At 63.3% G+C, this 23,889-nt stretch carries 22 protein-coding genes and 4 tRNA genes; 23 read left to right on the top strand and 3 right to left on the bottom strand.

The window, feature by feature from the left end:
* Positions 1 to 131: 131 nt before the first annotated feature.
* On the top strand, positions 132 to 884 hold the full coding sequence (locus tag ACEN9P_RS09195; RefSeq protein ID WP_495621775.1) for a response regulator transcription factor: 753 nt from the start codon (positions 132 to 134) through the stop codon (positions 882 to 884).
* Positions 885 to 945: 61 nt separating this feature from the next.
* Positions 946 to 3,459, top strand: a complete 2,514-nt coding sequence (locus ACEN9P_RS09190; RefSeq protein ID WP_495621774.1) for a PAS domain S-box protein — start codon at positions 946 to 948, stop codon at positions 3,457 to 3,459.
* A 7-nt stretch (positions 3,460 to 3,466) separates the two neighbouring features.
* Here the strand turns inward: ACEN9P_RS09190 and ACEN9P_RS09185 are convergent, their stop codons facing one another.
* Complete coding sequence (locus ACEN9P_RS09185) at positions 3,467 to 4,081, bottom strand: hypothetical protein (protein ID WP_495621773.1); 615 nt, start codon at positions 4,079 to 4,081, stop codon at positions 3,467 to 3,469.
* A gap of 130 nt (positions 4,082 to 4,211) precedes the next feature.
* On the opposite strand from ACEN9P_RS09185, the gene gph reads away from it, so the two are divergent.
* Positions 4,212 to 4,901 carry a phosphoglycolate phosphatase gene (gene gph / locus ACEN9P_RS09180; protein ID WP_477664757.1) on the top strand — a complete coding sequence of 230 codons (690 nt, stop codon included), beginning with the start codon at positions 4,212 to 4,214 and terminating at the stop codon, positions 4,899 to 4,901.
* A gap of 63 nt (positions 4,902 to 4,964) precedes the next feature.
* Here the strand turns inward: gph and ACEN9P_RS09175 are convergent, their stop codons facing one another.
* Complete coding sequence (locus ACEN9P_RS09175; protein WP_477664756.1) at positions 4,965 to 5,546, bottom strand: chalcone isomerase family protein; 582 nt, start codon at positions 5,544 to 5,546, stop codon at positions 4,965 to 4,967.
* 445 nt (positions 5,547 to 5,991) lie between these two features.
* Here ACEN9P_RS09175 and trpE point away from each other — a divergent pair, with 445 nt between their 5' ends.
* Genes trpE through ACEN9P_RS09135 form a run of 8 tightly spaced genes read left to right on the top strand, consistent with a single transcriptional unit; the run spans position 5,992 to position 12,715 of the window.
* Positions 5,992 to 7,491 carry an anthranilate synthase component I gene (gene trpE / locus ACEN9P_RS09170; RefSeq protein ID WP_413328546.1) on the top strand — a complete coding sequence of 500 codons (1,500 nt, stop codon included), beginning with the start codon at positions 5,992 to 5,994 and terminating at the stop codon, positions 7,489 to 7,491.
* Positions 7,488 to 7,808, top strand: a complete 321-nt coding sequence (locus ACEN9P_RS09165; protein WP_477664755.1) for a chorismate mutase — start codon at positions 7,488 to 7,490, stop codon at positions 7,806 to 7,808. Before trpE ends, ACEN9P_RS09165 begins: the two co-directional genes overlap by 4 nt.
* Positions 7,809 to 7,810: 2 nt before the next feature.
* Positions 7,811 to 8,392 carry an aminodeoxychorismate/anthranilate synthase component II gene (locus ACEN9P_RS09160; protein WP_074578871.1) on the top strand — a complete coding sequence of 194 codons (582 nt, stop codon included), beginning with the start codon at positions 7,811 to 7,813 and terminating at the stop codon, positions 8,390 to 8,392.
* Positions 8,389 to 9,438 carry a low-specificity L-threonine aldolase gene (ltaE, locus tag ACEN9P_RS09155; RefSeq protein WP_495621772.1) on the top strand — a complete coding sequence of 350 codons (1,050 nt, stop codon included), beginning with the start codon at positions 8,389 to 8,391 and terminating at the stop codon, positions 9,436 to 9,438. Before ACEN9P_RS09160 ends, ltaE begins: the two co-directional genes overlap by 4 nt.
* 9 nt (positions 9,439 to 9,447) lie before the next feature.
* Positions 9,448 to 10,098, top strand: coding sequence for a LysE family translocator (locus tag ACEN9P_RS09150; RefSeq protein WP_495621771.1), 651 nt, complete (start codon positions 9,448 to 9,450; stop codon positions 10,096 to 10,098).
* A gap of 39 nt (positions 10,099 to 10,137) precedes the next feature.
* On the top strand, positions 10,138 to 11,181 hold the full coding sequence (gene trpD / locus ACEN9P_RS09145) for an anthranilate phosphoribosyltransferase (RefSeq protein ID WP_074578877.1): 1,044 nt from the start codon (positions 10,138 to 10,140) through the stop codon (positions 11,179 to 11,181).
* 5 nt (positions 11,182 to 11,186) lie between these two features.
* Positions 11,187 to 11,993, top strand: coding sequence for an indole-3-glycerol phosphate synthase TrpC (gene trpC / locus ACEN9P_RS09140; protein WP_495621770.1), 807 nt, complete (start codon positions 11,187 to 11,189; stop codon positions 11,991 to 11,993).
* Positions 11,994 to 12,010: 17 nt separating this feature from the next.
* Positions 12,011 to 12,715, top strand: coding sequence for a uracil-DNA glycosylase (locus ACEN9P_RS09135; RefSeq protein ID WP_495621769.1), 705 nt, complete (start codon positions 12,011 to 12,013; stop codon positions 12,713 to 12,715).
* A gap of 47 nt (positions 12,716 to 12,762) precedes the next feature.
* Here the strand turns inward: ACEN9P_RS09135 and ACEN9P_RS09130 are convergent, their stop codons facing one another.
* Positions 12,763 to 13,866: a patatin-like phospholipase family protein gene (locus ACEN9P_RS09130; protein ID WP_495621768.1), complete on the bottom strand. Its 1,104-nt coding sequence runs from the start codon at positions 13,864 to 13,866 to the stop codon at positions 12,763 to 12,765.
* A gap of 80 nt (positions 13,867 to 13,946) precedes the next feature.
* Between ACEN9P_RS09130 and ACEN9P_RS09125 the strand changes: the two genes are divergently transcribed.
* From ACEN9P_RS09125 to rpoB, 12 genes are all read left to right on the top strand, one after another.
* Positions 13,947 to 14,032, top strand: a tRNA-Tyr gene (locus tag ACEN9P_RS09125).
* Positions 14,033 to 14,132: 100 nt separating this feature from the next.
* Positions 14,133 to 14,206: transfer RNA gene (locus ACEN9P_RS09120), tRNA-Gly, on the top strand.
* 96 nt (positions 14,207 to 14,302) lie between these two features.
* A tRNA-Thr gene (locus tag ACEN9P_RS09115) sits at positions 14,303 to 14,377 on the top strand.
* 91 nt (positions 14,378 to 14,468) lie between these two features.
* Positions 14,469 to 15,659, top strand: coding sequence for an elongation factor Tu (tuf, locus tag ACEN9P_RS09110; protein WP_036840184.1), 1,191 nt, complete (start codon positions 14,469 to 14,471; stop codon positions 15,657 to 15,659).
* A gap of 17 nt (positions 15,660 to 15,676) precedes the next feature.
* Positions 15,677 to 15,752: transfer RNA gene (locus ACEN9P_RS09105), tRNA-Trp, on the top strand.
* Positions 15,753 to 15,885: 133 nt separating this feature from the next.
* Entirely contained in the window at positions 15,886 to 16,269 is a 384-nt protein-coding gene (secE, locus tag ACEN9P_RS09100) for a preprotein translocase subunit SecE (RefSeq protein WP_477664157.1), read from the top strand.
* Between the two features lie 68 nt (positions 16,270 to 16,337).
* On the top strand, positions 16,338 to 16,865 hold the full coding sequence (gene nusG / locus ACEN9P_RS09095) for a transcription termination/antitermination protein NusG (RefSeq protein WP_369751959.1): 528 nt from the start codon (positions 16,338 to 16,340) through the stop codon (positions 16,863 to 16,865).
* A 143-nt stretch (positions 16,866 to 17,008) separates the two neighbouring features.
* Positions 17,009 to 17,443, top strand: a complete 435-nt coding sequence (gene rplK, locus ACEN9P_RS09090; protein WP_007871338.1) for a 50S ribosomal protein L11 — start codon at positions 17,009 to 17,011, stop codon at positions 17,441 to 17,443.
* Complete coding sequence (gene rplA / locus ACEN9P_RS09085; RefSeq protein ID WP_074580068.1) at positions 17,440 to 18,135, top strand: 50S ribosomal protein L1; 696 nt, start codon at positions 17,440 to 17,442, stop codon at positions 18,133 to 18,135. Before rplK ends, rplA begins: the two co-directional genes overlap by 4 nt.
* 268 nt (positions 18,136 to 18,403) lie before the next feature.
* On the top strand, positions 18,404 to 18,934 hold the full coding sequence (gene rplJ, locus ACEN9P_RS09080; RefSeq protein ID WP_413331069.1) for a 50S ribosomal protein L10: 531 nt from the start codon (positions 18,404 to 18,406) through the stop codon (positions 18,932 to 18,934).
* A gap of 26 nt (positions 18,935 to 18,960) precedes the next feature.
* Positions 18,961 to 19,341: a 50S ribosomal protein L7/L12 gene (gene rplL, locus ACEN9P_RS09075; protein ID WP_074580066.1), complete on the top strand. Its 381-nt coding sequence runs from the start codon at positions 18,961 to 18,963 to the stop codon at positions 19,339 to 19,341.
* Between the two features lie 413 nt (positions 19,342 to 19,754).
* Positions 19,755 to 23,867, top strand: a complete 4,113-nt coding sequence (gene rpoB, locus ACEN9P_RS09070) for a DNA-directed RNA polymerase subunit beta (RefSeq protein ID WP_477664156.1) — start codon at positions 19,755 to 19,757, stop codon at positions 23,865 to 23,867.
* Positions 23,868 to 23,889 lie beyond the last annotated feature (22 nt).

The raw sequence follows: 23,889 nt of genomic DNA, 5'->3' as shown, positions 1-23,889 counted from the left end.
CGGGCCGTCCCGCTTGGTGTATCTTCCTACTGCGGGCGTACGCCATTCGGGCCGGCCCTGGACCCTTAGAATCATCAGGCAGGGCGCCCAGGCGCATGTCATGCCCCTTACCCACAGAGAGGAGCTACACCGTGCAGTACAACGACATCTACGCAGTTACGCCCAAAGGCCAGCAGGAGCTGCGAAGCGCCGCCACCACGATTTCACCGCCCGAGGTGGAGTTGCTGGTGCGGCTCGACGGCATCCTGTCCATGGCCCAAATACGCCAGAGTGTGGGAGATGCCGTGAGCGCCACGCTGGACCACACCTTGAAACTGCTGCTGGCCAAGGGGCTAGTGACGCAGGTCGCGCCGGACCCGTTCGCCGCTTCGCTGCAGTTCCAGCTGAGCCCGGCGGCGCTCACGGAGGCGGGCGCCGAAGCCGATCTCTGCGCGGCCACGCTCAAGAAATCCAACTACTACGTCCGCATTGCCCGCAAGCGCGGCTCGCCGCGCCAGCGCGCGCCCGGCGAGCGCCAGTCAGCCATCATCGTGGACGACGATGAGCACTTGGCCAAGTTCCTGAACCACTACTTGACCTTCGAGGGCTTCGACGTGCGGGTGGCGGGCTCGCGCGCGGAAGTGGTAGCCGAGTTCCGCAAGGCGCCGATTCCCGACCTGGTGCTGCTGGACGTGATGCTGCCCGATGCCGACGGTTTTGACATCCTGCTGCGCATCCGCTCGCACCCCCAGCTCAAGGACATTCCCGTGATCATGCTCACGGCGAAGGCAACGCGCGAGGCGGTGCTCAAGGGTCTGGCCAGCGGCGCCGACGGCTACATTACCAAGCCCGTGGAGACCGAATCGCTGATCCAGGCGGTTCGCACCGTGCTGGGCTCGCAGTAGCGCGCGAGCATGGCGAGATGAGCCGCTTTTCTGGTCAACCAGGCCTGCCGGCTCAAGTGCCATGAGGCTGCCTTTTCGCGCCACCATCAACGTCGCGCTGGGCGCCGGGATGATCCTGATCATCCTGAGCATCGCGGCTTCCTATTTCACGATCAATTCACTGATCAGCGGCACGCAGAGCGAAACCGAGGCCCGCGAAACGGTGCTGCTGCTGGAGCAGGTCGTCTCGGAGTTCCAGGCGGCGGAGTCTTCGCAGCGGCGCTACCTGCTGACCAACGTGCCCGGCGACCTCGCCGCCTACCAGCGGGGCCGTTCGCTGAGCCAGCAGGCGCTGCAGCGCGTGCATGCGCAGGCCGCCACAAGCCAGGATTGGCGCGCCCTGAGCGAGGCCATGACGCGCCGCTTCGATCTCATGGAGCTGGCCATCGCCGCCCGGCAGCAGGCTGGGCTGGACGCGGCGGCGGCCATCGTCGGCAACGCGCCCAATCGCCGGCTTCATGACGAAATAGAGTCGCTGGTGGCCCGCATCAAGGTGGCTGAAACCCAGACCTTGGAGCACTCCAAGGAGGAAACGCGCCGGACCGCGCAGACCGTCAAGCAATTGATCTTGCTGGGCGGCATGCTGTGCCTGAGTGTTTTCGGCTGGGCCATCCAGATGATTGTCAGGGCGCAGGAAAAGCGCCGCCGCATCGAGGCCAGGCTTTCCGACAGCGAGGCCATGAGCCGGGCCGTGACCGAGAGCATGGCCGAAGGGCTGGTGACGGCCACCCAGGAGGGCATCATTGTCAACGCCAACAGCGCCGCCCGCCATCTCTTCGGCTACCGGCTCGACGACCTGGTGGGCCGGGAAGTGACCATGCTGCTGCCCACGCGTTACCGCATGGGCTTTCAGGCCTTCTTCGCGAGCCTGGGCGGGCGCCAGCGCGGCTTTCGCGAATGGGACGTCAAGGTCCTGGGCCTGCGCCACGACGGCACCGAGTTCCCGGTGAACGCGTCCTTCGGCGACGTCAATGTCGGCGGCCGCCGCCTGTTCACCGCGATCATCCACGACATCACCGAAAGCAACCGCATCAGCGACGCCCTGCGCAGCAGCGAAGCCCAGCTGCGCGAGCTGACCGACGCCGTTCCGGCCTTGATCGCCTATGTCGACAGGGAGGAGCGCTTCCGGTTCCACAACCGGGCCTATGAAGAGGCCTTCGGCCTTGTGTCCGAACAGATACAGAACCGGACCCTGTTCGAGGTCATGGGGCCGCAGCTGTACGAGCAGGTCAAGGGCCATGTTCAGGAGGCGCTGGCGGGCTATTCGGTTCGCTACGAGTGCGTGCAGGTGACGCCCGGCGGTGAGCGGCGCGAGTATGTCATGAGCCATTTTCCGCGCTACGGCGAAGGGGACGAGCAGGGCACGGTCATCGGTTTTTCCTCGCTGGGCAATGACGTGACCGAGCTCAAGCGCATAGACCGCATGAAGAGTGAGTTCGTCTCCACCGTCAGTCATGAGCTGCGCACGCCGCTGACCTCGATACGCGGCTCACTCGGGCTGGTCTGGGGCGGTGTGACCGGTGAGCTGCCGGCGCAGGCCAAAAACCTGGTGGGCATCGCCAAGAGCAACTGCGAGCGGCTGATCCGGCTCATCAACGACATTCTCGACAGCGAAAAAATCGAATCCGGCAAGATGAGTTTTGAGCTGCGGCCCATGGAGCTGGAGCCCTTGCTGGAGCAGGCCCTGGCCGCCAATGAAGGCTTCGCGGAGCAGCACGGCGTGACGCTGGCGTTGGGCAGGATGGAGGCGCCCGTGCAGGTCTGCGTCGACAGCGACCGGTTGATCCAGGTGGTGACCAACCTGCTGTCCAACGCCATCAAGTTCTCGCCGCCGGGAGGCGCCGTGCAGGTGTCGCTGCGCACGGACGCGGCGCGCGCGCGCGTGGAGATTACCGACAGCGGCCCCGGCATTCCGGATGAATTCCGCCAGCGCATCTTCCAGAAGTTTTCGCAGGCCGACTCATCCGACACGCGGCAAAAAGGCGGAACCGGCCTGGGCCTGAGCATCTCCAAGGCCATCATCGAGCGTATGGACGGAAACATAGGCTTCAGCACGGAAAGCCGGGTGGGTACGACCTTCTTTTTCGAGCTGCCCGTATGGCGGGAAGCGCCGCCGGTCACGGCGCCCATGGAGCTTGACGGTGTGGCGCGCCCGCGCGTGCTGGTGTACGAAGACGATCCCGACGTGGCCCAGCTCATCGGCATGATGCTGGACAACGGCGGCTATGCCGTGGACATGGCGCACACCACCGAGCAGGCGCGCGACCACCTCAAGATGGAGTCCTACGCGGCGATGACGGTGGACGTCAGGCAGCCCTATGAGAGCGGGTTCTCGCTGATACGCGAGTTGCGGGCGAACAAGCGCACCGCGCGCCTGCCGGTGCTGGTGTTATCGGTCACCGCCGCGGAGGCGCGGCAGCAGCCCGGCAGCCAGACGCTGGGGATCTCGGGCTGGCTGGAAAAACCCCTCGACGAGCAGCGCTTGCTGGGCAGCCTGGACCGCGCGATCCAGGCCAGGCGCCGCGCCGCCTCTTGAGCGCCGTTCAGGGGTAGAGCATTTCCTTGTTGATGCTGATGCAGCCGCCTGGCATGCGGATCAGGTACACATGGTGGGTGGGCGAATACGGCAGCACGCTGATATTGCGCCCTATCACGTTGAGCGGCTGCGCATAGCGGAAGTCTTGCAGGGCAACGTCCTGGCAGGACTTGTTCCAGGTGCTGACGGTGTCATAGCCGACGTCGCAGCCGCCCATCAGGCCGGGACTGAAAAACGCGCTGACAAAGGTGGTGCCCGCGGGCCCGCTTTTTTCAATCGAGGCCGAGAAGGCCGAGGCGGCCGGCGCCACGCGGTTGGCCATCAGCATCACGGCATAGCCGCCCTCGGGCCCGGTCAGCACCGGGCCCAGGGTGCGCAGGGCCTTGGAGCAGCTGGTGATCCCGGCCCCTGTCGCCAGCCGTTCAAAGGTGTTGGCGCCGGGCGGCACCGCGGCAAGCGGTGCAGGTGCAGGTGCAGGTGCAGGTGCAGGTGCAGGTGCAGGTGCAGGTGCAGGCTGGGTCAGCGTGGGCCCCGGCGTCGCCGCGGCAAACAGTGCGGCACAGGCCGCGGCCAGCCGCCGCAGTGCTTTGTTGCGGCATCGGTCTTGAGAAAAAGCATTCATGGCATTCCTGGAAGGTCGGTGGCGGCAATTGAAAAAGCGCAGGCCTAGCGTAGCGCAGAAAGCCGGGCGCCAGGCAGTGGGTTCTGGCATGATCGCCGCTCCGCTTGCCACCTTTCACCGGCTGTTTTGCATGAATCCTGCTGTTCTGACGCTCACCCATTTCGACGCCGCCATGGTGGACCTGGACGGCACGCTGGTGGACACCCTGGGAGATTTCGTGGCCGCCGTGAACGCCATGCTGGCCGAACTGGGCAGGCCGGGCCAGGCGCAGGCGCTGGATGCGGCGACCGTGGGCCGCATGGTCGGCAAGGGCTCCGAGAATCTGGTGAGGACGGTGCTGGCGCATGCCGGTGAGGACCTGCCGGCGCGCTACGCCGAAGCGATGGCGAGCTACCAGCGGCATTACGCCGCCATCAACGGCTTGCACTCGGCGGTGTATCCCGGAGGGCTGGAAGGCTTGCGCGCCCTGCAGCAGGCCGGGCTCAAGCTGGCCTGCCTGACCAACAAGCCATTGGCCATGGCGCGCCAGCTGCTCAAACTCAAGGGCCTGGACGGTTTTTTCAGCGAGGTCTTTGGCGGCGACTCCTTCGCGCGCAAAAAGCCCGACCCTCTGCCGCTGCTCAAGACCTGCGAGGCGCTGGGCAGTGCGCCCGCGCGCACCCTGATGATCGGCGACTCCAGCAACGACGCGCGGGCCGCGCGGGCGGCGGGCTGCCCGGTGCTGCTGGTGACCTACGGCTACAACCACGGCGAGCCGGTGCGCGAGGTCGATGCCGACGGCTTTGTCGACTCGCTGGCCGAACTGCGCTTCCAGAAATAGCACTGGGGCGGTGAAAACGGCAACGGGGCTTGCGCCCCGTTGATCATCCGAAAGCCGCAGGCCTTATTTACCGAGCAGCGCGTCCTTGAGTTTCCAGTCAGCGGGCTGCGGGCCCAGCCAGATGCGCACCAGGGCGTTGAAAAACTCGGCTTCCTTGAAGGGCTCGCCTTGCGGTTTGCCTTTGACGGAAATCACGGTGCCGGTGCCGGGAATCCAGTCGATGGTGAAGCCTTCGCCGGCCACCAGTTTCTTCTGGTCGGCAAAAAGCTGGCCCATCCTGATCAGGCCGGGGATCAGCTTGGACATTTCCGCCTTGGGCGCGTTTTCGGTGAAGGCGGTGGTAAAGCTTTTGCCCAGTTCGTTGGAGTCAATCTCGCGCAGCAGGGTGATGCTGATGCGCTTGGGGCCGGCCATGGTGTAGACCTCTTCGGGGGTGGAGGCCTTTTTGGGCAGGTACATGCCCGCCACGTAGACTTTGAAAACGGCCTTGTAGCGAATGCCCGCGCCATTGAGCTGGAGCTTGGTGCCGTGAAGCTCCACCGGGTCGTCGAGTTTGACGCCCGCCACTTCCATAGGTGCGGCAAGAATGCCGAATGAGAGCAACAGGCTGGTCAGGCCCGCGATGCATCGCGCTGTCAAAGTCATGGGCTGTCTCCAAAGAAGGGTTGAAATAGAACGAGCGTTCTTTTTTTATGTCACCATTCTCGAGTTCAGGGGCGGCCTCTCGCAAGAGGGTTTGCGAGATAAGCATTAGTACTAGTTTGTCCCGGCCATGCTTGCCCGGTGCGGGCCGGTCCCGGTCTTTGCTACACTTTGCCCTACATGTTCATTCATCGCATCATTCAAACAGGTTGTGGCGACCGGGGAGCCTGGCCCTGGCGTACCTGTCATTTCTCGCACGCCTGAGGCGCATGCGGGCCGGCGCGTTACCACGCTGCCATCGGCCCGCGCAACTGCCGCAGGTTCTGCGACACCCCCCTTTCTCATCGATGCCCTCCCGAGAGGTGCATCCCGGCCCCGGTCCTCGGGGCGTTTTGAATGACCGGCGGCGGCGCCTCTTTGCGCTTTGCCTCCCAGCGAAGGATTTACCGTGATCACTGAACTCGAATTTAAAAGCCTGGCCGGCCAGGGCTACAACCGCATTCCCCTGATGGCGGAGGCGTTTGCCGACCTTGAAACGCCGCTTTCCCTCTACCTCAAGCTCGCGCATTCCAAGGACGGCGGCAAATTCAGCTTTCTGCTGGAGTCCGTCGTCGGCGGCGAGCGCTTCGGCCGCTATAGCTTCATCGGCCTGCCGGCCCGCACGCTGGTGCGCGCCTCGGGCTTTGGCGCCGACCGGGTCACCGAGGTGGTGACGGACGGCCGCGTCGTGGAAACCTCGGCGGCCAACCCGCTGGACTTCATCGCTGACTACCAAAAGCGCTTCAAGGTCGCGCTGCGGCCGGGCCTGCCGCGGTTTTGCGGCGGCCTGGCCGGCTATTTCGGCTACGACGCGGTGCGCCACATCGAGAAAAAACTCGAAGCCAGCTGTCCGCCCGACACCCTGGGCTGCCCCGACATCCTGCTGTTGCAGTGCGAAGAGCTGGCGGTGATCGACAACCTCTCGGGCAAGCTCTACCTGATCGTCTATGCCGACCCGGCCCAGCCCGAAGCCTATGCCAACGCCAAGAAGCGCTTGCGCGAACTCAGGGAAAAACTCAAGTACTCGGTCAGCGCCCCGGTGGTCAAACCCTCGCAAAGCTATCCGGCCGAGCGCGACTTCGCCAAGGCCGACTACATCGCCGCCGTGGAGAAGGCCAAGCGCCTGATCGAAGCCGGCGACTTCATGCAGGTGCAGGTCGGCCAGCGCATCAAGAAACGCTACACCGAGTCGCCGCTGAGCCTGTACCGCGCGCTGCGCTCGCTCAACCCCTCGCCCTACATGTATTACTACCACTTCGGCGACTTCCATGTGGTGGGGGCTTCCCCCGAAATTCTGGTGCGGCAGGAACAAGTCAGTGAGGGGCAGAAGATCACCATCAGGCCCCTGGCCGGCACCCGCCCGCGCGCTTCCTCGCCCGAGGCCGACAAGGCCGTCGAGCAGGAACTGGTCAACGACCCCAAGGAGCGCGCCGAGCACGTCATGCTGATTGACCTGGCGCGCAACGACATAGGCCGTATCGCCAAGACCGGCACGGTGAAGGTCACCGAGGCCTTCGCGGTCGAGCGCTACAGCCATGTGATGCACATCGTGAGCAACGTCGAGGGCGTGCTGCTGGATGGGATGACCAGCATGGACGTGCTCAAAGCTACTTTCCCGGCCGGCACGCTGACCGGCGCGCCCAAGGTCCACGCCATGGAAATCATCGACCAGCTCGAACCCACCAAACGCGGCCTCTACGGCGGCGCCTGCGGCTACCTCAGCTATGCCGGCGACATGGACGTGGCGATTGCCATACGCACCGGCATCATCAAGGACCAGACGCTGTATGTGCAGGCGGCGGCTGGCGTGGTGGCCGACTCGGTGCCCGAGCTCGAATGGAAGGAAACCGAAGCCAAGGCGCGCGCGCTGCTGCGGGCGTCCGAGCTTGTCGAGGAGGGCCTGGAATGAGCACGACCATCCGCCCAACCGTGGAGCACTGCCATACCATGGCCGACGTGCGCCGCAACATCGACGCGCTTGACGACCGCATCGTGGCGCTGGTCGCCGAGCGCAGCGCTTACGTCGCGCAGGCCGCGCGCATCAAACAAAGCGCCGGCGAGATCGTCGACAACGCGCGCATCGAATTCATCGTGGACCGCGTGCGCGCCCAGGCCCGCGCGGCCGGCGCCCCCGAGGCTGTCCTGGAAGCGGCCTACCGCGCCATGATCGCCGCATCCATTGATTTTGAGCGCGGCGAATTCCAACGCCTGCGCCAGGAGGCCTGAACATGAAGCGCAGCAAACTCTTGATGATCGACAACTACGACAGCTTTACCTACAACATCGTCCAGTACTTCGGTGAACTGGGCGCGGAGGTCGAGGTGTTTCGCAATGACGAAATCAGCGTGGCGGACATCGCCGCCCGCGCGCCCGACCTGCTGGTGGTCTCGCCCGGGCCGTGCTCGCCGGCCGAGGCCGGCATCTCGGTCGCGGCGATCCAGCATTTCGCCGGCAAGCTGCCCATCCTGGGCGTCTGCCTGGGCCACCAGAGCATAGGCGCGGCCTTCGGCGGCAACATCATCCGTGCGCAGCAGCTCATGCACGGCAAGACCAGCGTGATCACCACCACGCAAGAGGGCGTGTTCGCCAATTTGCCCGAGCAGTTCGTCGTTAACCGTTACCACTCGCTGGCGATTGAAAAATCGTCCTGCCCCAAGGCCCTGGCCGTCACGGCCTGGACGGACGACGGCGAGATCATGGGCGTGCGCCACAAGGAGCTGCCCATCCAGGGCGTGCAGTTCCACCCCGAATCGATACTGACCGAGCACGGCCACGCCATGCTGAAAAACTTCCTGGAGCAAAGCGCATGAGCCAGGCGTTTGTGGATTTACGCAGCGACACCGTGACCCGGCCGACCGCCGCCATGCGCGAGGCCATGCTGGCCGCGCCGCTGGGCGACGACGTGTTCGGCGACGATCCCGCCGTCAATGGGCTGCAGGAGAAAATCGCGGGCCTGCTGGGCTTTGAGGCCGCGCTGTTTGTGCCTACCGGCACGCAGAGCAATCTCTGCGCCATCCTGAGCCATTGCCAGCGCGGCGACGAGTACATCGTCGGCCAGATGGCGCATTGCTACCGCTGGGAAGGCGGCGGTGCGGCGGTGTTCGGCAGCGTGCAGCCGCAGCCGCTGAACCACCATAGCGACGGCACGCTGGCCCTGGCCGAGATCGAGGCGTCCATCAAGCCCGACGACGCGCATTTCGCGCGCACACGCCTGCTGGCGCTGGAAAACACCCTGGGCGGCAAGCTGCTGCCTTTTGACTATGTGCAGCGGGCCACCGCGCTCGCGGAAAAGCACGGCCTGGGCCGCCACCTGGACGGCGCGCGGCTGTTCAATGCCGCCGTCGCGCAGGCCGCGCAAACAGGCGGCAGCGCGCTGGCCGAGGCCAAACGCATCGCCGGATGCTTTGACAGCGTCTCTGTCTGCTTCAGCAAGGGCCTGGGCGCGCCTGTCGGTTCGGCGTTGTGCGGTTCGCGCGAGTTCATCGCGCGGGCGCACCGCATCCGCAAGATGGCGGGCGGCGGCATGCGCCAGGCCGGCATGCTGGCGGCGGCGGCTTCGTTTGCGCTGGACCATCATGTGGGGCGCCTGGCCCAGGACCACGCGCTGGCCAGGCAGCTGGCTGACGGCCTGGCCGGCATTGAAGGCCTGCAGGTTGAAGCGCCGCAGACTAACATCGTGTTTGTCGACCTGACGGGCGCGGCGCGCGAGCAGTCCGCGGCCCTGCTCGAGCACCTGGCTGGCAGGGGCATACAGGCCACGGGCCTGTACCGCCTGCGTTTTGTCACTCACCTGGATGTGGATGCCGCCGGCGTGGACCGCGCGGCGGCCGCCATCCGGGAATTCTTTCGTCGCTGAGGAGCCGCCATGCCAGATTTCCAACACCTGTTGCTGTTTATCGCGGCCGGCTGGCTGCTCAACCTGACGCCGGGCCCCGACGTGCTTTACATCGTGACCCACTCGCTGCGCTCGGGCGCGCGCGCCGGCATCGTGGCCGGCCTGGGCATCACCGCGGGCTGCTTTGTCCACATCTTCGCGGCGGCCGTGGGCGTGGGCGCATTGCTGGCCACATCGGCCATCGCCTTTACCGTGCTCAAGTGGATAGGCGCGGCCTACCTGCTGTGGATAGGCGCGAAGATCCTGCTGTCCAGGGCGCCGCAGGCCACGACCGACCTCGCCGCGGTCGCCGCCGCCGAAGCGCCCAAGCCCCTGAAGGCGATTTTTATGGGCGGCTTCTGGACCAATGTGCTCAATCCCAAGGTGGCGATTTTTTTCCTCGCCTTTGTGCCGCAGTTCATCGCACCGGGCACTGAAAACAAGGCGCTGGCCTTTGTGCTGCTGGGCATGCTGTTCAACCTGAACGCCATTCCGGTCAATTCGGGCTGGGCCGTGGCGGCCGCCTGGATGGCCAGGCGCGACGCCGTGCAGCGCGGCATGCACTGGCTGGACCGTGCGGCCGGCGCCATGTTCATCGCGTTTGGCCTCAAGCTTGCCTTTACCGATAATCCCGCGAATTGAGCCTTACTCCAGCCTCGGAACAAACAAGCGAGACACGCCATGCCCCATACCCACAAAATCACCCCGCAGGAAGCGCTGCAGCGCACCATCGAACACCGCGAGATCTTCCACGACGAGATGCTGCATATCATGCGGCTCATCATGAGCGGCGAGATGTCGCCCGTGATGATGGCCGCGCTGATCACCGGCCTGCGCGTCAAGAAAGAGACCATAGGCGAGATCACCGCCGCCGCGCAGGTGATGCGCGAGTTTTCCACCAAGGTTCACGTGGCCGACAAAACCCACCTGGTCGACATCGTCGGCACCGGTGGCGACGGCTCGCACACCTTCAATATCTCCACCTGCTCCATGTTTGTGGCGGCGGCGGCCGGCGCCAAGGTCAGCAAGCACGGCGGGCGCAGCGTGAGCAGCAAGTCGGGCAGCGCCGACGTGATCGAGTCGCTGGGCATCCATATTGGCCTGAAGCCCGAGGCCATCGCCAAGTGCATAGAACAGGTCGGCGTGGGTTTTATGTTCGCGCCCAACCACCACCCGGCGATGAAAAACGTCGCCCCCATCCGCAAGGAACTGGGCGTGCGCACCATCTTCAACATCCTGGGCCCGCTGACCAACCCGGCCGGCGCGCCCAACATCCTCATGGGCGTGTTCCATTCCGACCTGGTGGGCATACAGGTGCGCGCCCTGCAGCGCCTGGGTGCCGAGCATGCGGTGGTGGTCTACGGCAAGGACGGCATGGATGAGGTCAGCCTGGGCGCGGCCACCGTTGTCGGTGAACTCAAAAATGGTGAAATCACCGAATACGAAATCCACCCCGAAGACTTCGACATGCCCATGGCCAGCAACCGCGCGCTGCGCGTGGAAACGCCCGAGCAGTCCAAGGCCATGCTGCTGGGCGTGCTGGACAACCAGCCCGGCGCGGCGCGCGACATCGTGATCCTCAATGCCGGCGCGGCGCTGTACGCCGCCAATGTGGCCGACTCCATGAAGGCCGGCATAGGCCTGGCTCGCGAGGCGCTGGCCTCGGGCGCGGCCAAGGCGCGCCTGCAGCAGCTGGTTTCCACCACCCAACAACTTGCGGCCTGAACACCATGTCCGACATCCTCGACAAAATCATCGCCGTCAAGCGCCAGGAAATCGCCGAGGCGATTCGCAAGAAACCCTTGGCCGTGATGCGTGAAGACGCCGAATCGCGCGTGCTGACGCGCGACTTCGTGGGCGCGCTGCGCGCCAAGATCGCGGCGGGCCAGCCCGCGGTGATCGCCGAAGTCAAAAAAGCCAGCCCGTCCAAGGGCGTGCTGCGCGCCGACTTCATCCCGGCCGACATCGCGCAAAGTTATGCCGAGGGCGACGGCACGCTCAGCGCGGCATGCCTCTCGGTGCTGACCGACAAGCAGTTCTTCCAGGGCAGCGTCGACTACCTCAAGCAGGCCAGGGCTTCGTGCAGCCTGCCGGTGCTGCGCAAGGACTTCATGGTCGACCCTTACCAGGTCTATGAGGCGCGTGTCATGGGCGCCGACTGCATCCTGCTGATCGCCGCCTGCCTGGACGATGCGCAGATGAAGTCGCTGGAGGCGCTGGCCATGTCGCTGGACATGGCGGTGCTGGTCGAGGTGCACGACAAGGCTGAACTGGAACGCGCGCTCAAGCTCAAAACGCCGCTGATCGGCATCAACAACCGCAACCTGAAAACCTTCGAGGTCTCGCTGGACACCACGCTGGGCATGCTGGGCCAGGTTCCCGCGGACCGCTTGCTGGTCACCGAGTCCGGCATCGCCACGCCGGCCGACGTAAAACGCATGCGCGACGCCGGCATCAACGCCTTCCTGGTCGGCGAGGCCTTTATGCGCGCCGATGAGCCGGGCCTGGCGCTGGCGCAGCTGTTTAGCGGCAAGTAAACCAGGAGGCGGTGCAGATGAACTCTCCGGACCAGCTGCTGAGCGCGGACCCCGCGGACTGGCCGGTGGCACCCGGCTGGCGTCCCACCACCGAGGCCTTCTTCGCGTCCCCCACCGGCGGCAAGCTGCTGGATTTCCTGCAGGGCCGGCTCGCGCAAGGCGCGGTGATCTTTCCGCCCCAGCCGCTGCGCGCGCTGGAACTTACGCCGCCCGAAGAGGTGCGCGTCGTGATCCTGGGCCAGGACCCCTACCACGGCCGGGGCCAGGCCGAGGGGCTGGCCTTTTCCGTCGCGCCCGGCGTGGCCTTGCCGCCTTCGCTGCGCAACATCTTCAAGGAACTGCAGCGCGACCTGGGCACGCCGCCGCCCAAGTTCCCGGTGCCCGGCGGCAGCCTGGTGAAATGGGCCACGCACGGTGTGCTGCTGCTCAATACCTGCCTCACGGTGGAAGAAAGCCAGCCGGCCAGCCATTCAGGCAAAGGCTGGGAAGTGTTGACCGACACGCTGATCCGCCAGGTCGCCGACGGCGACCACCCGGTGGTTTTTATGCTGTGGGGCTCCCATGCCCAGAGCAAGCGGGCCCTGATTGACGCCAAGCGCCACAAGGTGCTGGTGGCCAACCACCCTTCGCCGCTGTCGGCCCTGCGCCCGCCCTTGCCTTTTATCGGTTGCGGCCATTTCTCGCAGGCGCGGGAATGGCGCGACGCGCACCCGAAACCCTAGCGTTGGACGGCAAGCACTAATTTAATAAGGGGCTGTGAGCGGGCGCCCTAGAACTCCTGGGGGAGGCTGCCGACATAGTCGCGCCGGATATTGACCGTGCTTTGTTGGCCCAGCGCTTCAAAGTGGCGGCGCAGCCAGCGTTTGGCCGCGCCCTGGCCCATTTCAAACAGTTTTTCGATCATGGCGCCGTCGGCCGACATCTTGCTCGACGAGGGCAGGTTTTCCAGGGCCTCGCCGCCGTCGATGCGGTGCAGCAGCAGGCTTTTGTACTTCACGCCTTCCTGCAGGCGCCCGTCCGCCAGCAGGCGGTTGATGAAATCGATGGTGCGCATCTGGGACAGCAGGCTGGCGTTAAAGGTCAGCTCGTTCACCCGGTCCATGATGTCTAGCGGCGTGTGGGGCACCTCGGGCCGCCGCAACGGGTTGATCTGCACCACGATGATGTCGCGGCTGCTGCATTCGCTGATCAGGGGCAGCAGGGAGGGATTGCTGGAAAATCCACCGTCCCAATAAGACTGGCCGTCAATTTCCACCGCCTGGAACAGCGTGGGCAGGCAGGTGGAAGCCATCACCGCCTGCAATGTCAGGCGTTTGCCCGAAAAGATTTCGGCCTGGCCTGTGTTGACATGGGTCGCGGACACAAAAGCCTTGGGCAGTTGCAGGGCGGCGACGGCGGGAAAGTCGATTTCCGCCTGCAGCAGCTTGCGCAGGGGATTGATGTCCAGCGGGTTGGACTGGTAGGGCGACAGCCATTGGCTCATGGCGTTGCCAAAAAAGTTAGCGCCCACTTTATCGGAAGGCCAACCCCCCAGAAGCATCTTGCTGATGCCGTCGGCCATGGAGCCCAGGCTGCCCATGGCGGCCACGCCCTGCCAGATCCGGGCCAGCGAGGCGCGGGCCGCCTCCCGGGGATTGGGCGTTCCGCTGTCTTTGTGCGCGGCGACGGCAAATCCGTGCGCCAGCGCCACGGCATTGACCGCGCCCGCGCTGGCGCCGCTGATGCCGTCGAACTGGATGCGCTCGTCCTGCAGCAGGGCGTCCAGGACGCCCCAGGTGAAGGCGCCGTGGGAGCCGCCGCCCTGCAAGGCCAGGTTGACCCGGCGCTGGGAGGAGGGGTCGGGCGGCGAGGGGATTGGGGGCGGGGTGCTCATGAGGTATTTTTAATGCTTTTTGCGATACCCGGGGATTCCGTCCGACATAAAACCGTGGCATAATCCGAGGTTCGCTTGAAGGATGGGTGCCCGAGTGGCTAAAGGGGGCAGACTGTAAATCTGTTGGCTAACGCCTACGCTGGTTCGAATCCAGCCTCATCCACCAGATTTTTGTTGATTTTTGGCAAGCGGACAGTGCAAGGCAGTCGCAAAAAGCGGGTTTTGAGCTGTGAGTGGTTTGATGTGAGTTGAATTGGCAGAGCTGCGCGGGAGTAGTTCAATGGTAGAACCCTAGCCTTCCAAGCTAATGACGCGGGTTCGATTCCCGTCTCCCGCTCCACAAAGCCGCGGTTTTGTGGTGTTTACGGGCTCTGTTGGTTGGTCTTGCGTTGGATTGCGGTGGGATTGAAGTCGTTTGACTTTTTGAAGAATTTAAGCCCTTTTGGCTCAGTGGTAGAGCACTCCCTTGGTAAGGGAGAGGTCGCGGGTCCGATTCCCGCAAAGGGCACCAATTTTGAGCCGGCGCAGCATGCAAGGTGCTGCGGCCGGCGGTAGTGATTCACTGGTTTTGTAACTCTTTATAAATTTCTGGAGTTGAAAAAATGGCAAAAGGCAAATTTGAGCGGACCAAGCCGCACGTCAACGTAGGCACGATTGGCCACGTGGACCATGGCAAGACGACGCTGACGGCGGCGATCACGACGGTTCTGGCATCGAAGTTCGGCGGCGAAGCCAAGGGCTACGACCAAATTGACGCGGCACCGGAAGAAAAAGCGCGCGGCATCACGATCAACACCGCCCACGTCGAGTACGAAACGGCCAATCGCCACTACGCCCACGTGGACTGCCCAGGCCACGCCGACTATGTGAAGAACATGATCACCGGCGCCGCCCAGATGGACGGCGCTATCCTGGTGTGCTCGGCCGCTGACGGCCCCATGCCCCAGACCCGTGAGCACATCCTGCTGGCCCGCCAGGTGGGTGTTCCTTACATCATCGTGTTCCTGAACAAGTGCGACATGGTCGACGACGCCGAACTGCTCGAGCTCGTTGAAATGGAAGTGCGCGAACTGCTGGACAAGTACGACTTCCCCGGCGACAAGACCCCCATCATCCACGGCTCGGCCAAGCTGGCCATGGAAGGCGACAAGGGCGAACTCGGCGAAGGCGCGATCTTCAAGCTCGCCGAAGCCCTGGACACCTACATCCCCCTGCCAGAGCGCGCTGTTGACGGCGCCTTCCTGATGCCCGTGGAAGACGTGTTCTCGATCTCCGGCCGCGGCACCGTCGTGACCGGCCGTGTCGAGCGCGGTGTGATCAAGGTCGGCGAGGAAATCGAAATCGTCGGTATCAAGGACACGCAAAAGACCACCTGCACCGGCGTGGAAATGTTCCGCAAGCTGCTGGACCAGGGCCAGGCCGGCGACAACGTCGGTATCCTGCTGCGCGGCACCAAGCGCGAAGACGTCGAGCGCGGCCAGGTGCTGTGCAAGCCCGGCTCCATCAAGCCGCACACGCACTTCACCGGCGAGATCTACGTTCTGAGCAAGGACGAGGGCGGCCGCCACACGCCTTTCTTCAACAACTACCGTCCCCAGTTCTACTTCCGCACGACGGACGTGACCGGTGCGATCGAGTTGCCAGAAGGCAAGGAAATGGTCATGCCAGGCGACAACGTGTCGATCACCGTCAAGCTGATCAACCCGATCGCCATGGAAGAAGGCCTGCGCTTCGCCATCCGTGAAGGCGGCAAGACCGTCGGCGCCGGCGTCGTGGCCAAGATCATTGCCTGATTTGTGAGGTTTGATGGAGGGGTATAGCTCAATTGGCAGAGCGTCGGTCTCCAAAACCGAAGGTTGTAGGTTCGATTCCTACTGCCCCTGCCACCTGATGGTTGATGTGTATCAGCGCTGAGGGTGGTTTGAAAAGTTAAAAAGCAAGCCCGCCGGGAGTTAAAACTCCAGGTGGGCTTAAGCGTCTGAAAAGGCGCCCGAAGATTGAACAGGAAATCCGCCGACCATGGCCACTTCTCAAGTTGAAACCGTCAGTACCAGCGCCGACAAGGCCAAGCTGGGCGCGGCCGTTGCTCTGGTGCTGGTTTCGTTGGCGGGCTTTTACCTGCTGGCCAAACAAGGCCAAGTGGTTCAGTGGGGCGCTCTGGTCCTCGGGTTGGCGGCGGCCGTGGCGGTGTTCCTGCTGTCCGAGCCGGGTAAACAGTTCGTGGCTTTCGGCCGTGATTCCTGGCGCGAAGTCAGGAAGGTTGTCTGGCCCGCCCGCAGGGAGGCCATCCAAATGACGGCCTACGTGTTCGGTTTTGTGGTGATCATGGCGCTCTTTTTGTGGTTTACGGACAAGACGCTCGAGTGGGTGTTTTACGACCTGATCCTGGGATGGAAACGATAATGAGCGATCTGAATGGCACGGTAGTCAGCGAAGTGGCGGCGGGTACGTCCCTCACGCCGACGCCAGGCATGCAGTGGTATGTCGTCCATGCCTACTCCGGCATGGAAAAAGCGGTCGAGCGCAATATCGTCGAGCGCATCAACCGCGCGGGCATGCAGTCCAAGTTCGGCCGTTTCCTGGTGCCCACCGAAGAAGTGGTCGAAATCAAGAACGGCCAGAAGAAGACGACGGAACGTCGCTTTTTCCCGGGTTACGTCCTGGTCGAAATGGTCATGGACGACGAAACCTGGCACCTGGTGAAGCACACCAACAAGGTGACCGGTTTTGTCGGCGGCGCCAAGAACCGCCCGGCGCCCATCTCTGAAGAAGACGTCCAGAAGATCGTCAGCCAGATGCAGGTCGGCACCGAGAAGCCTCGCCACAAGGTGGAGTTCGAGGCCGGCGAATATGTGCGCGTCAAGGACGGCCCGTTCACCGACTTCAATGGCACGGTGGAAGAGGTCAACTACGACAAGAACAAGGTGCGTGTGTCGGTCACGATTTTCGGCCGCGCCACGCCCGTGGAACTGGAATTCAGCCAGATCGAAAAAACGTAATTTCGATCGGGCAAGTCATTTCGCGCCTTGCAACTCGGCGCGAAACGGTCCCCAGGGACTGTTTTTGAGTTGTGTAACCCCCGGGGAGCCCGGGCCTGCCTTGATGGCGGCGCCCAGGCGTTATGACCCGCAAGGAGAAAAGTATGGCGAAAAAAATCGTCGGCTTCATCAAGCTGCAAGTGCCAGCTGGTAAGGCCAACCCATCCCCCCCGATCGGCCCCGCGCTCGGTCAGCGCGGCCTGAACATCATGGAATTCTGCAAGGCATTCAATGCGCAGACCCAGGGTGTCGAGCCAGGTCTGCCACTGCCCGTGGTGATCACGGCATTTGCCGACAAGAGCTTCACCTTTGTGATCAAGACGCCTCCTGCAGGCGTTCTGATCAAAAAGGCCATCAAGCTCGACAAGGGTTCGTCCACGCCGCACACGGTGAAGGTTGGCAAGATTTCCCGCGCACAGCTGGAAGAAATCGCCAAGACCAAAATGAAAGACATGACGGCTGCTGACCTCGACGCAGCAGTTCGCACGATTGCCGGTACGGCCCGTTCCATGGGTGTGTCGGTGGAGGGTGTTGTATGAGCAAGCTGACCAAACGTCAAAAAACCATTGGCGACAAAATCGACAGCAACAAGCTGTACGCGCTGCCCGAGGCCCTGGGCCTTGTGAAAGAGTTCGCCGTCGCCAAATTCGATGAGTCCATCGACGTGGCTGTGCAGCTCGGCATCGACGCCAAGAAGTCCGACCAGGTCGTTCGCGGCGCGGTTGTTCTGCCTAACGGCACCGGCAAGACCAAGCGTGTGGCCGTGTTCGCACAAGGCGCCAAGGCTGAAGAAGCCAAAGCTGCCGGTGCCGACATCGTCGGTATGGACGATCTGGCCGCCGAAATCAAGGCCGGCAAGATGGACTTCGACGTGGTGATCGCTTCCCCCGATGCGATGCGCATCGTGGGTACCCTGGGCCAGGTGCTCGGCCCCCGCGGCCTGATGCCCAACCCCAAGGTCGGCACCGTGACGCCTGACGTCGCCACCGCCGTCAAGAACGCGAAAGCCGGCCAGGTCCAGTTCCGCGTCGACAAGGCTGGTATCGTGCACGGCACCATCGGCCGCCGCTCGTTCGACACGGCCAAGCTGCAGGGCAACCTGGCCGCGCTGATCGATGCGCTGCAAAAAGCCAAGCCGGCTTCGAGCAAGGGTGTGTATTTGAAGAAGGTGGCGGTTTCGTCGACGATGGGTGTGGGCGTTCGCGTCGACACGCAAACCATCGCAGCGTAATCGCGAAAATTTGGACGGCCTCGCAAGGGCTGCCCGATGTGGTGGGCTGCCGGGGTTCGCTCCGGCAGGTCATCCAAGACCGTTGGCGCGGCAGGCTTTTGGGCTCGCCGCTTAATCGAAAGACAGCCAACGCAGATGGCGGTCCCGCTGCTTGAATGGTTTTGCAAAGAATCTGAAAACAGTTGGTCGCTGAACATGAGCGTGTTGAAGGGTTGAAGGCCGGCGCAAGCCGGCCGGAACCCGACGGCACATTTTTAAGGAGTAGACCTTGAGTCTCAACCGCAGTGAGAAACAAGCCGTCATTGATGAAGTGACCGGCCTCGCCGCTAAAGCTCAAACGCTCGTGATGGCGGAATACCGTGGTATCACGGTCGCCGACATGACCCGTCTGCGCAGCCAAGCCCGCGACAAAGGCGTGACCCTGAGTGTTCTGAAGAACACCCTGGCTCGCCGCGCCGTGGCCGGTAGCGCATTCGAAGTCGTGTCCGACCAGATGACCGGTCCGCTGATCTACGGCTTTTCCACAGATGCAGTAGCTGCCGCGAAAGTGGTATCTGACTTCGCCAAGACCAACGACAAGCTGGTCATTCGCGGTGGTGCATTCGGTGGCAAGACCCTGGACGTGAACGGCGTGAAGCAACTGGCCAACATCCCTTCCAAGGAAGTGTTGCTGGCCCAGGTGTGTGGCTTGCTGATGTCGCCCATGTCGCGTACGGCCGTTGTGCTGGGCGCCCTGGCGGCGAAAAAGGGCGGCGGCGCAGCCGAAGCCCCCGCAGCAGCTGAACCTGTAGCAGCGTAATTACCCAACTTTTTTAGGAAATCAAAATGGCATTCGATAAAGACGCATTTCTGACCGCGCTGGATAGCATGACGGTCCTCGAACTCAACGACCTGGTGAAAGCCATCGAAGAGAAATTTGGCGTGAGCGCAGCCGCCATGGCTGCTCCCGCTGCCGGCGGTGGCGGTGGCGGCGGTGCAGCTGCTGCTGAAGAGAAGACCGACTTCAACGTCGTGCTGGTTGAAGCCGGCGCGAACAAGGTGTCGGTCATCAAGGCCGTGCGCGAAATCACCGGTCTGGGCCTGAAAGAAGCCAAGGACCTGGTGGACGGTGCTCCGAAGAACGTCAAGGAAGGCGCTCCCAAGGCCGACGCAGAAGCCGCCAAGAAGAAGCTCGAAGAAGCCGGCGCGAAAGTCGAACTCAAGTAATTCTTGGTGTTCGAGAAGGCTGGAAGACCGTAGTCGGGCTTCCAGCCTTTCGTGCTTCAAGGAGCACACTGAAAAGAGGATCTAAACCGTCCTTTTTTCAGTTTTCTTCGAACCCCTATAGGCATACCGCCTATCGGTTTTCTTCAAAAACTGGCAGGCCTTCAGCCTGTCAGGATTCTCCGAATCCTGGCAAGCCTACCGCCTGACCCGTGTTTTGTAGAAACACTGGAAAGCAGACTTGAACCGTCTGCTTTCCAGTGTTTTCTGACCCCGACTGCAGAAAACGCCTTGGTTCGGGTGACGTGCAATGCGTCGCCGTCCGCCATGGTTGGTAGTGGCCAACCACCAAGCTGCCTGGATACGTGGTGTATCCGGGCACGAGAGTCGCCAGAGCCCATCAACGCGGAGAACTCATGGCCTATTCCTACACCGAACGTAAACGCATCCGCAAAAGCTTCGGCAACCGCGAAAGCGTGTTGACTGTTCCCTATTTGCTGCAAATGCAGAAAGACGCGTACACAGCGTTCCTGCAAGCCGACCGTGCGCCCCAGAAGCGCACCATCGAAGGCCTGCAGGCGGCGTTTGACAACGCATTCCCCATCGTCTCGCACAATGGTTTTGTCGAGATGAAATTCATCGAGTACAACCTGGCCAAGCCCGCCTTCGACGTGCGCGAGTGCCAGACCCGTGGACTCACCTTCGCCTCGGCCGTGCGCGCCAAGGTGCAGCTGATCATTTACGACCGCGAATCTTCCACGTCGCAGTCCAAGGTGGTCAAGGAAGTGAAAGAGCAGGAAGTCTACATGGGCGAAGTGCCCCTGATGACCGACAAGGGCTCCTTCGTGATCAACGGGACCGAACGCGTGATCGTGTCCCAGTTGCATCGCTCGCCCGGCGTGTTTTTCGAGCATGACAAGGGTAAAACCCACAGCTCGGGCAAACTGCTGTTCTCCGCCCGCATCATCCCTTACCGCGGCTCCTGGCTCGACTTCGAGTTCGACCCGAAGGACGTGCTGTATTTCCGCGTCGACCGCCGCCGCAAGATGCCGGTCACCATCCTGCTCAAGGCCATCGGCCTGAACCCGGAATCCATCCTCGCGAACTTCTTCGTGTTCGACAACTTCCGCCTGATGGACAGCGGCGCGCAGATGGAATTCGTCGCCGAGCGCATGCGCGGCGAAGTGGCGCGTTTCGACATCACCGACAAGAACGGCAAGGTCGTGGTCGCGAAAGACAAGCGCATCACGGTTCGCCACACGCGTGAGCTCGAGCAAAGCAACACCACCACCATCAGCGTGCCGGAAGACTTCCTGGTCGGCCGCGTGGTCGCCAAGAACATTGTTGACGCCGAAACCGGTGAAATCATCGCCAAGGCCAACGACGAGCTGACCGAAGTGCTGCTCAAGAAGCTGCGCGCGGCCGGCGTGCAGGACCTGCAGGTGCTGTACACCAACGAACTCGACCAGGGCGCGTACATCTCGCAAACCTTGCGCGCCGACGAAACGGCCGACGAGTTCGCCGCCCGTGTCGCCATCTACCGCATGATGCGCCCCGGCGAGCCGCCGACGGAAGATGCGGTGCAGGCCCTGTTCCAGCGCCTGTTCTACAACCCGGACACCTACGACCTCTCGCGCGTGGGCCGCATGAAGTTCAACGCCCGCGTCGGCCGCGATTCTTCCACCGGCCCCATGGTCATGACCAACGAGGACATCCTCGCGGTCGTCAAGATCCTGGTCGACCTTCGCAACGGCAACGGCGAAGTCGATGACATCGACCACCTCGGCAACCGCCGCGTGCGCTGCGTCGGCGAACTCGCCGAGAACCAGTACCGCACCGGCCTGGCACGTATCGAAAAAGCCGTGAAGGAGCGTCTGGGCCAGGCAGAGCAAGAGCCCTTGATGCCGCACGACCTGATCAACAGCAAGCCGATCTCCGCCGCCCTGAAGGAATTCTTCGGCGCATCGCAGCTGTCGCAGTTCATGGACCAGACCAACCCGCTGTCCGAGATCACCCACAAGCGCCGTGTTTCGGCCCTTGGCCCGGGCGGTTTGACCCGCGAACGCGCAGGTTTCGAAGTGCGCGACGTGCACGTGACCCATTACGGCCGCGTCTGCCCGATTGAAACGCCCGAAGGCCCGAACATCGGCCTGATCAACTCGCTGGCCCTGTACGCCCGCCTCAACGAGTACGGTTTCATCGAAACCCCGTACCGCCGCGTGGTGGACAGCAAGATCACCGACCAGATCGACTACCTGTCGGCCATCGAAGAAGGCAAGTACGTGATCGCCCAGGCCAATGCCGCGCTGGACGAATCCGGCAAGCTGACCGGTGACCTGGTGTCCGCCCGTGAAAACGGCGAATCCGTGCTGGTCGGCGCCGAGCGCATCCAGTACATGGACGTGTCGCCCGCGCAGATCGTCTCGGTCGCTGCATCGCTGGTGCCCTTCCTGGAGCACGATGACGCCAACCGCGCGCTGATGGGCGCCAACATGCAGCGCCAGGCCGTGCCTGTGCTGCGTCCCGAGAAGGCCTTCGTCGGCACCGGTATCGAGCGCGTTTCCGCGGTCGACTCCGGCACCGTGGTGACGGCCAACCGCGGCGGCGTGGTCGATTACGTCGATGCCACCCGCATCGTGGTGCGTGTCAACGATGCGGAAGCCCTGGCCGGCGAAGTCGGCGTGGACATCTACAACCTGATCAAGTACCAGCGTTCCAACCAGAACACCAACATCCACCAGCGCCCCATCGTCAAGATGGGCGACAAGCTGGCCAAGGGCGACGTGATCGCCGACGGCGCATCGACGGACATCGGCGAGCTGGCCCTGGGCCAGAACATGCTGGTGGCTTTCATGCCCTGGAACGGCTACAACTTCGAGGATTCGATCCTGATCTCCGAGCGCGTGGTGGCCGAAGACCGCTACACCTCGATCCACATCGAAGAACTCGTGGTGATGGCCCGCGACACCAAGCTGGGCTCCGAAGAAATCACGCGCGACATTCCGAATCTGTCCGAGCAGCAGCTCAACCGCCTCGATGAGTCCGGCATTATTTATGTCGGCGCCGAAGTCCAGCCGGGCGACACGCTGGTCGGCAAGGTCACGCCCAAGGGCGAGACCACGCTGACGCCGGAAGAAAAACTGCTGCGCGCCATCTTCGGCGAAAAAGCCAGCGACGTGAAAGACACCTCGCTGCGCGTGAGCCAGGGCTCGCAGGGTACCGTGATCGACGTGCAGGTCTTCACCCGTGAAGGCATTGTTCGCGACAAGCGCGCCCAGCAGATCATCGACGACGAACTCAAGCGCTTCCGCCTGGACCTGAACGACCAGTTGCGCATCGTCGAGGCCGACGCGTTCGACCGTATCGAAAAGCTGCTCGTCGGCAAGGTCGCCAACGGCGGCCCGAAAAAGCTCGCCAAGGGCAGCAAGATCGACAAGGCCTACCTGGCCGACGTCGAGAAGTACCACTGGTTCGACATCCGCCCGGCGGACGACGAAGTGGCTTCGCAGCTCGAAAGCGTGAAGAACGCCATGGAGCAGACGCGCCACAGCTTCGACCTGGCTTTTGAAGAAAAGCGCAAGAAGCTCACGCAGGGCGACGAACTGCCGGCCGGCGTGCTCAAGATGGTCAAGGTCTACCTGGCCGTCAAGCGCCGCCTGCAGCCCGGCGACAAGATGGCCGGCCGCCACGGCAACAAGGGCGTGGTGTCCAAGATCGTTCCGGTCGAAGACATGCCCTACATGGCCGACGGCACGCCGTGCGACATCGTGCTGAACCCGCTGGGCGTGCCTTCGCGCATGAACGTGGGCCAGGTGCTTGAAGTCCACCTGGGCTGGGCCGCCAAGGGCCTGGGCCAGCGTATCGGCGACATGCTGCAGGCCGAAGCCAAGGTGGCCGAGCTGCGCAAGTTCATGGAAACGCTGTACAACAAGTCGGGCCGCGGGGAAGACCTGGCCAAGCTGTCGGATACCGACGTGCTCGAGATGGCCGGCAACCTGGCCAGCGGCGTACCCTTCGCGACGCCGGTGTTCGACGGCGCTTCGGAAGAAGACATCATGACCATGCTCAAGCTGGCCTACCCGGACGAGATCGCCAAGGCCAAGGGCCTGACGGCGACGCGCACCCAGGCCCAGCTGTACGACGGCCGCACGGGCGACCAGTTCGAGCGCACCACGACGGTCGGCTACATGCACGTCCTGAAGCTGCACCACCTGGTGGACGACAAGATGCACGCCCGCTCGACCGGCCCCTACAGCCTGGTCACGCAGCAGCCCCTGGGCGGCAAGGCGCAGTTCGGTGGACAGCGTTTCGGCGAGATGGAGGTCTGGGCGCTGGAAGCCTATGGCGCCTCCTACACGCTGCAGGAAATGCTCACCGTCAAGTCCGACGACGTGCAAGGCCGTACCAAGGTGTACGAGAGCATCGTCAAGGGCGAGCACGCGATCACGGCGGGCATGCCCGAGTCGTTCAACGTGCTGGTCAAGGAAATCCGTTCGCTCGGTATCGACATCGAGCTGGAACGCAGCTAATTCAACAGGAAAGAAAAGGATT

This window comes from Polaromonas sp. Polasp52, from assembly GCF_059491565.1.
This window is presented reverse-complemented; position numbering and strand designations above follow the sequence as displayed.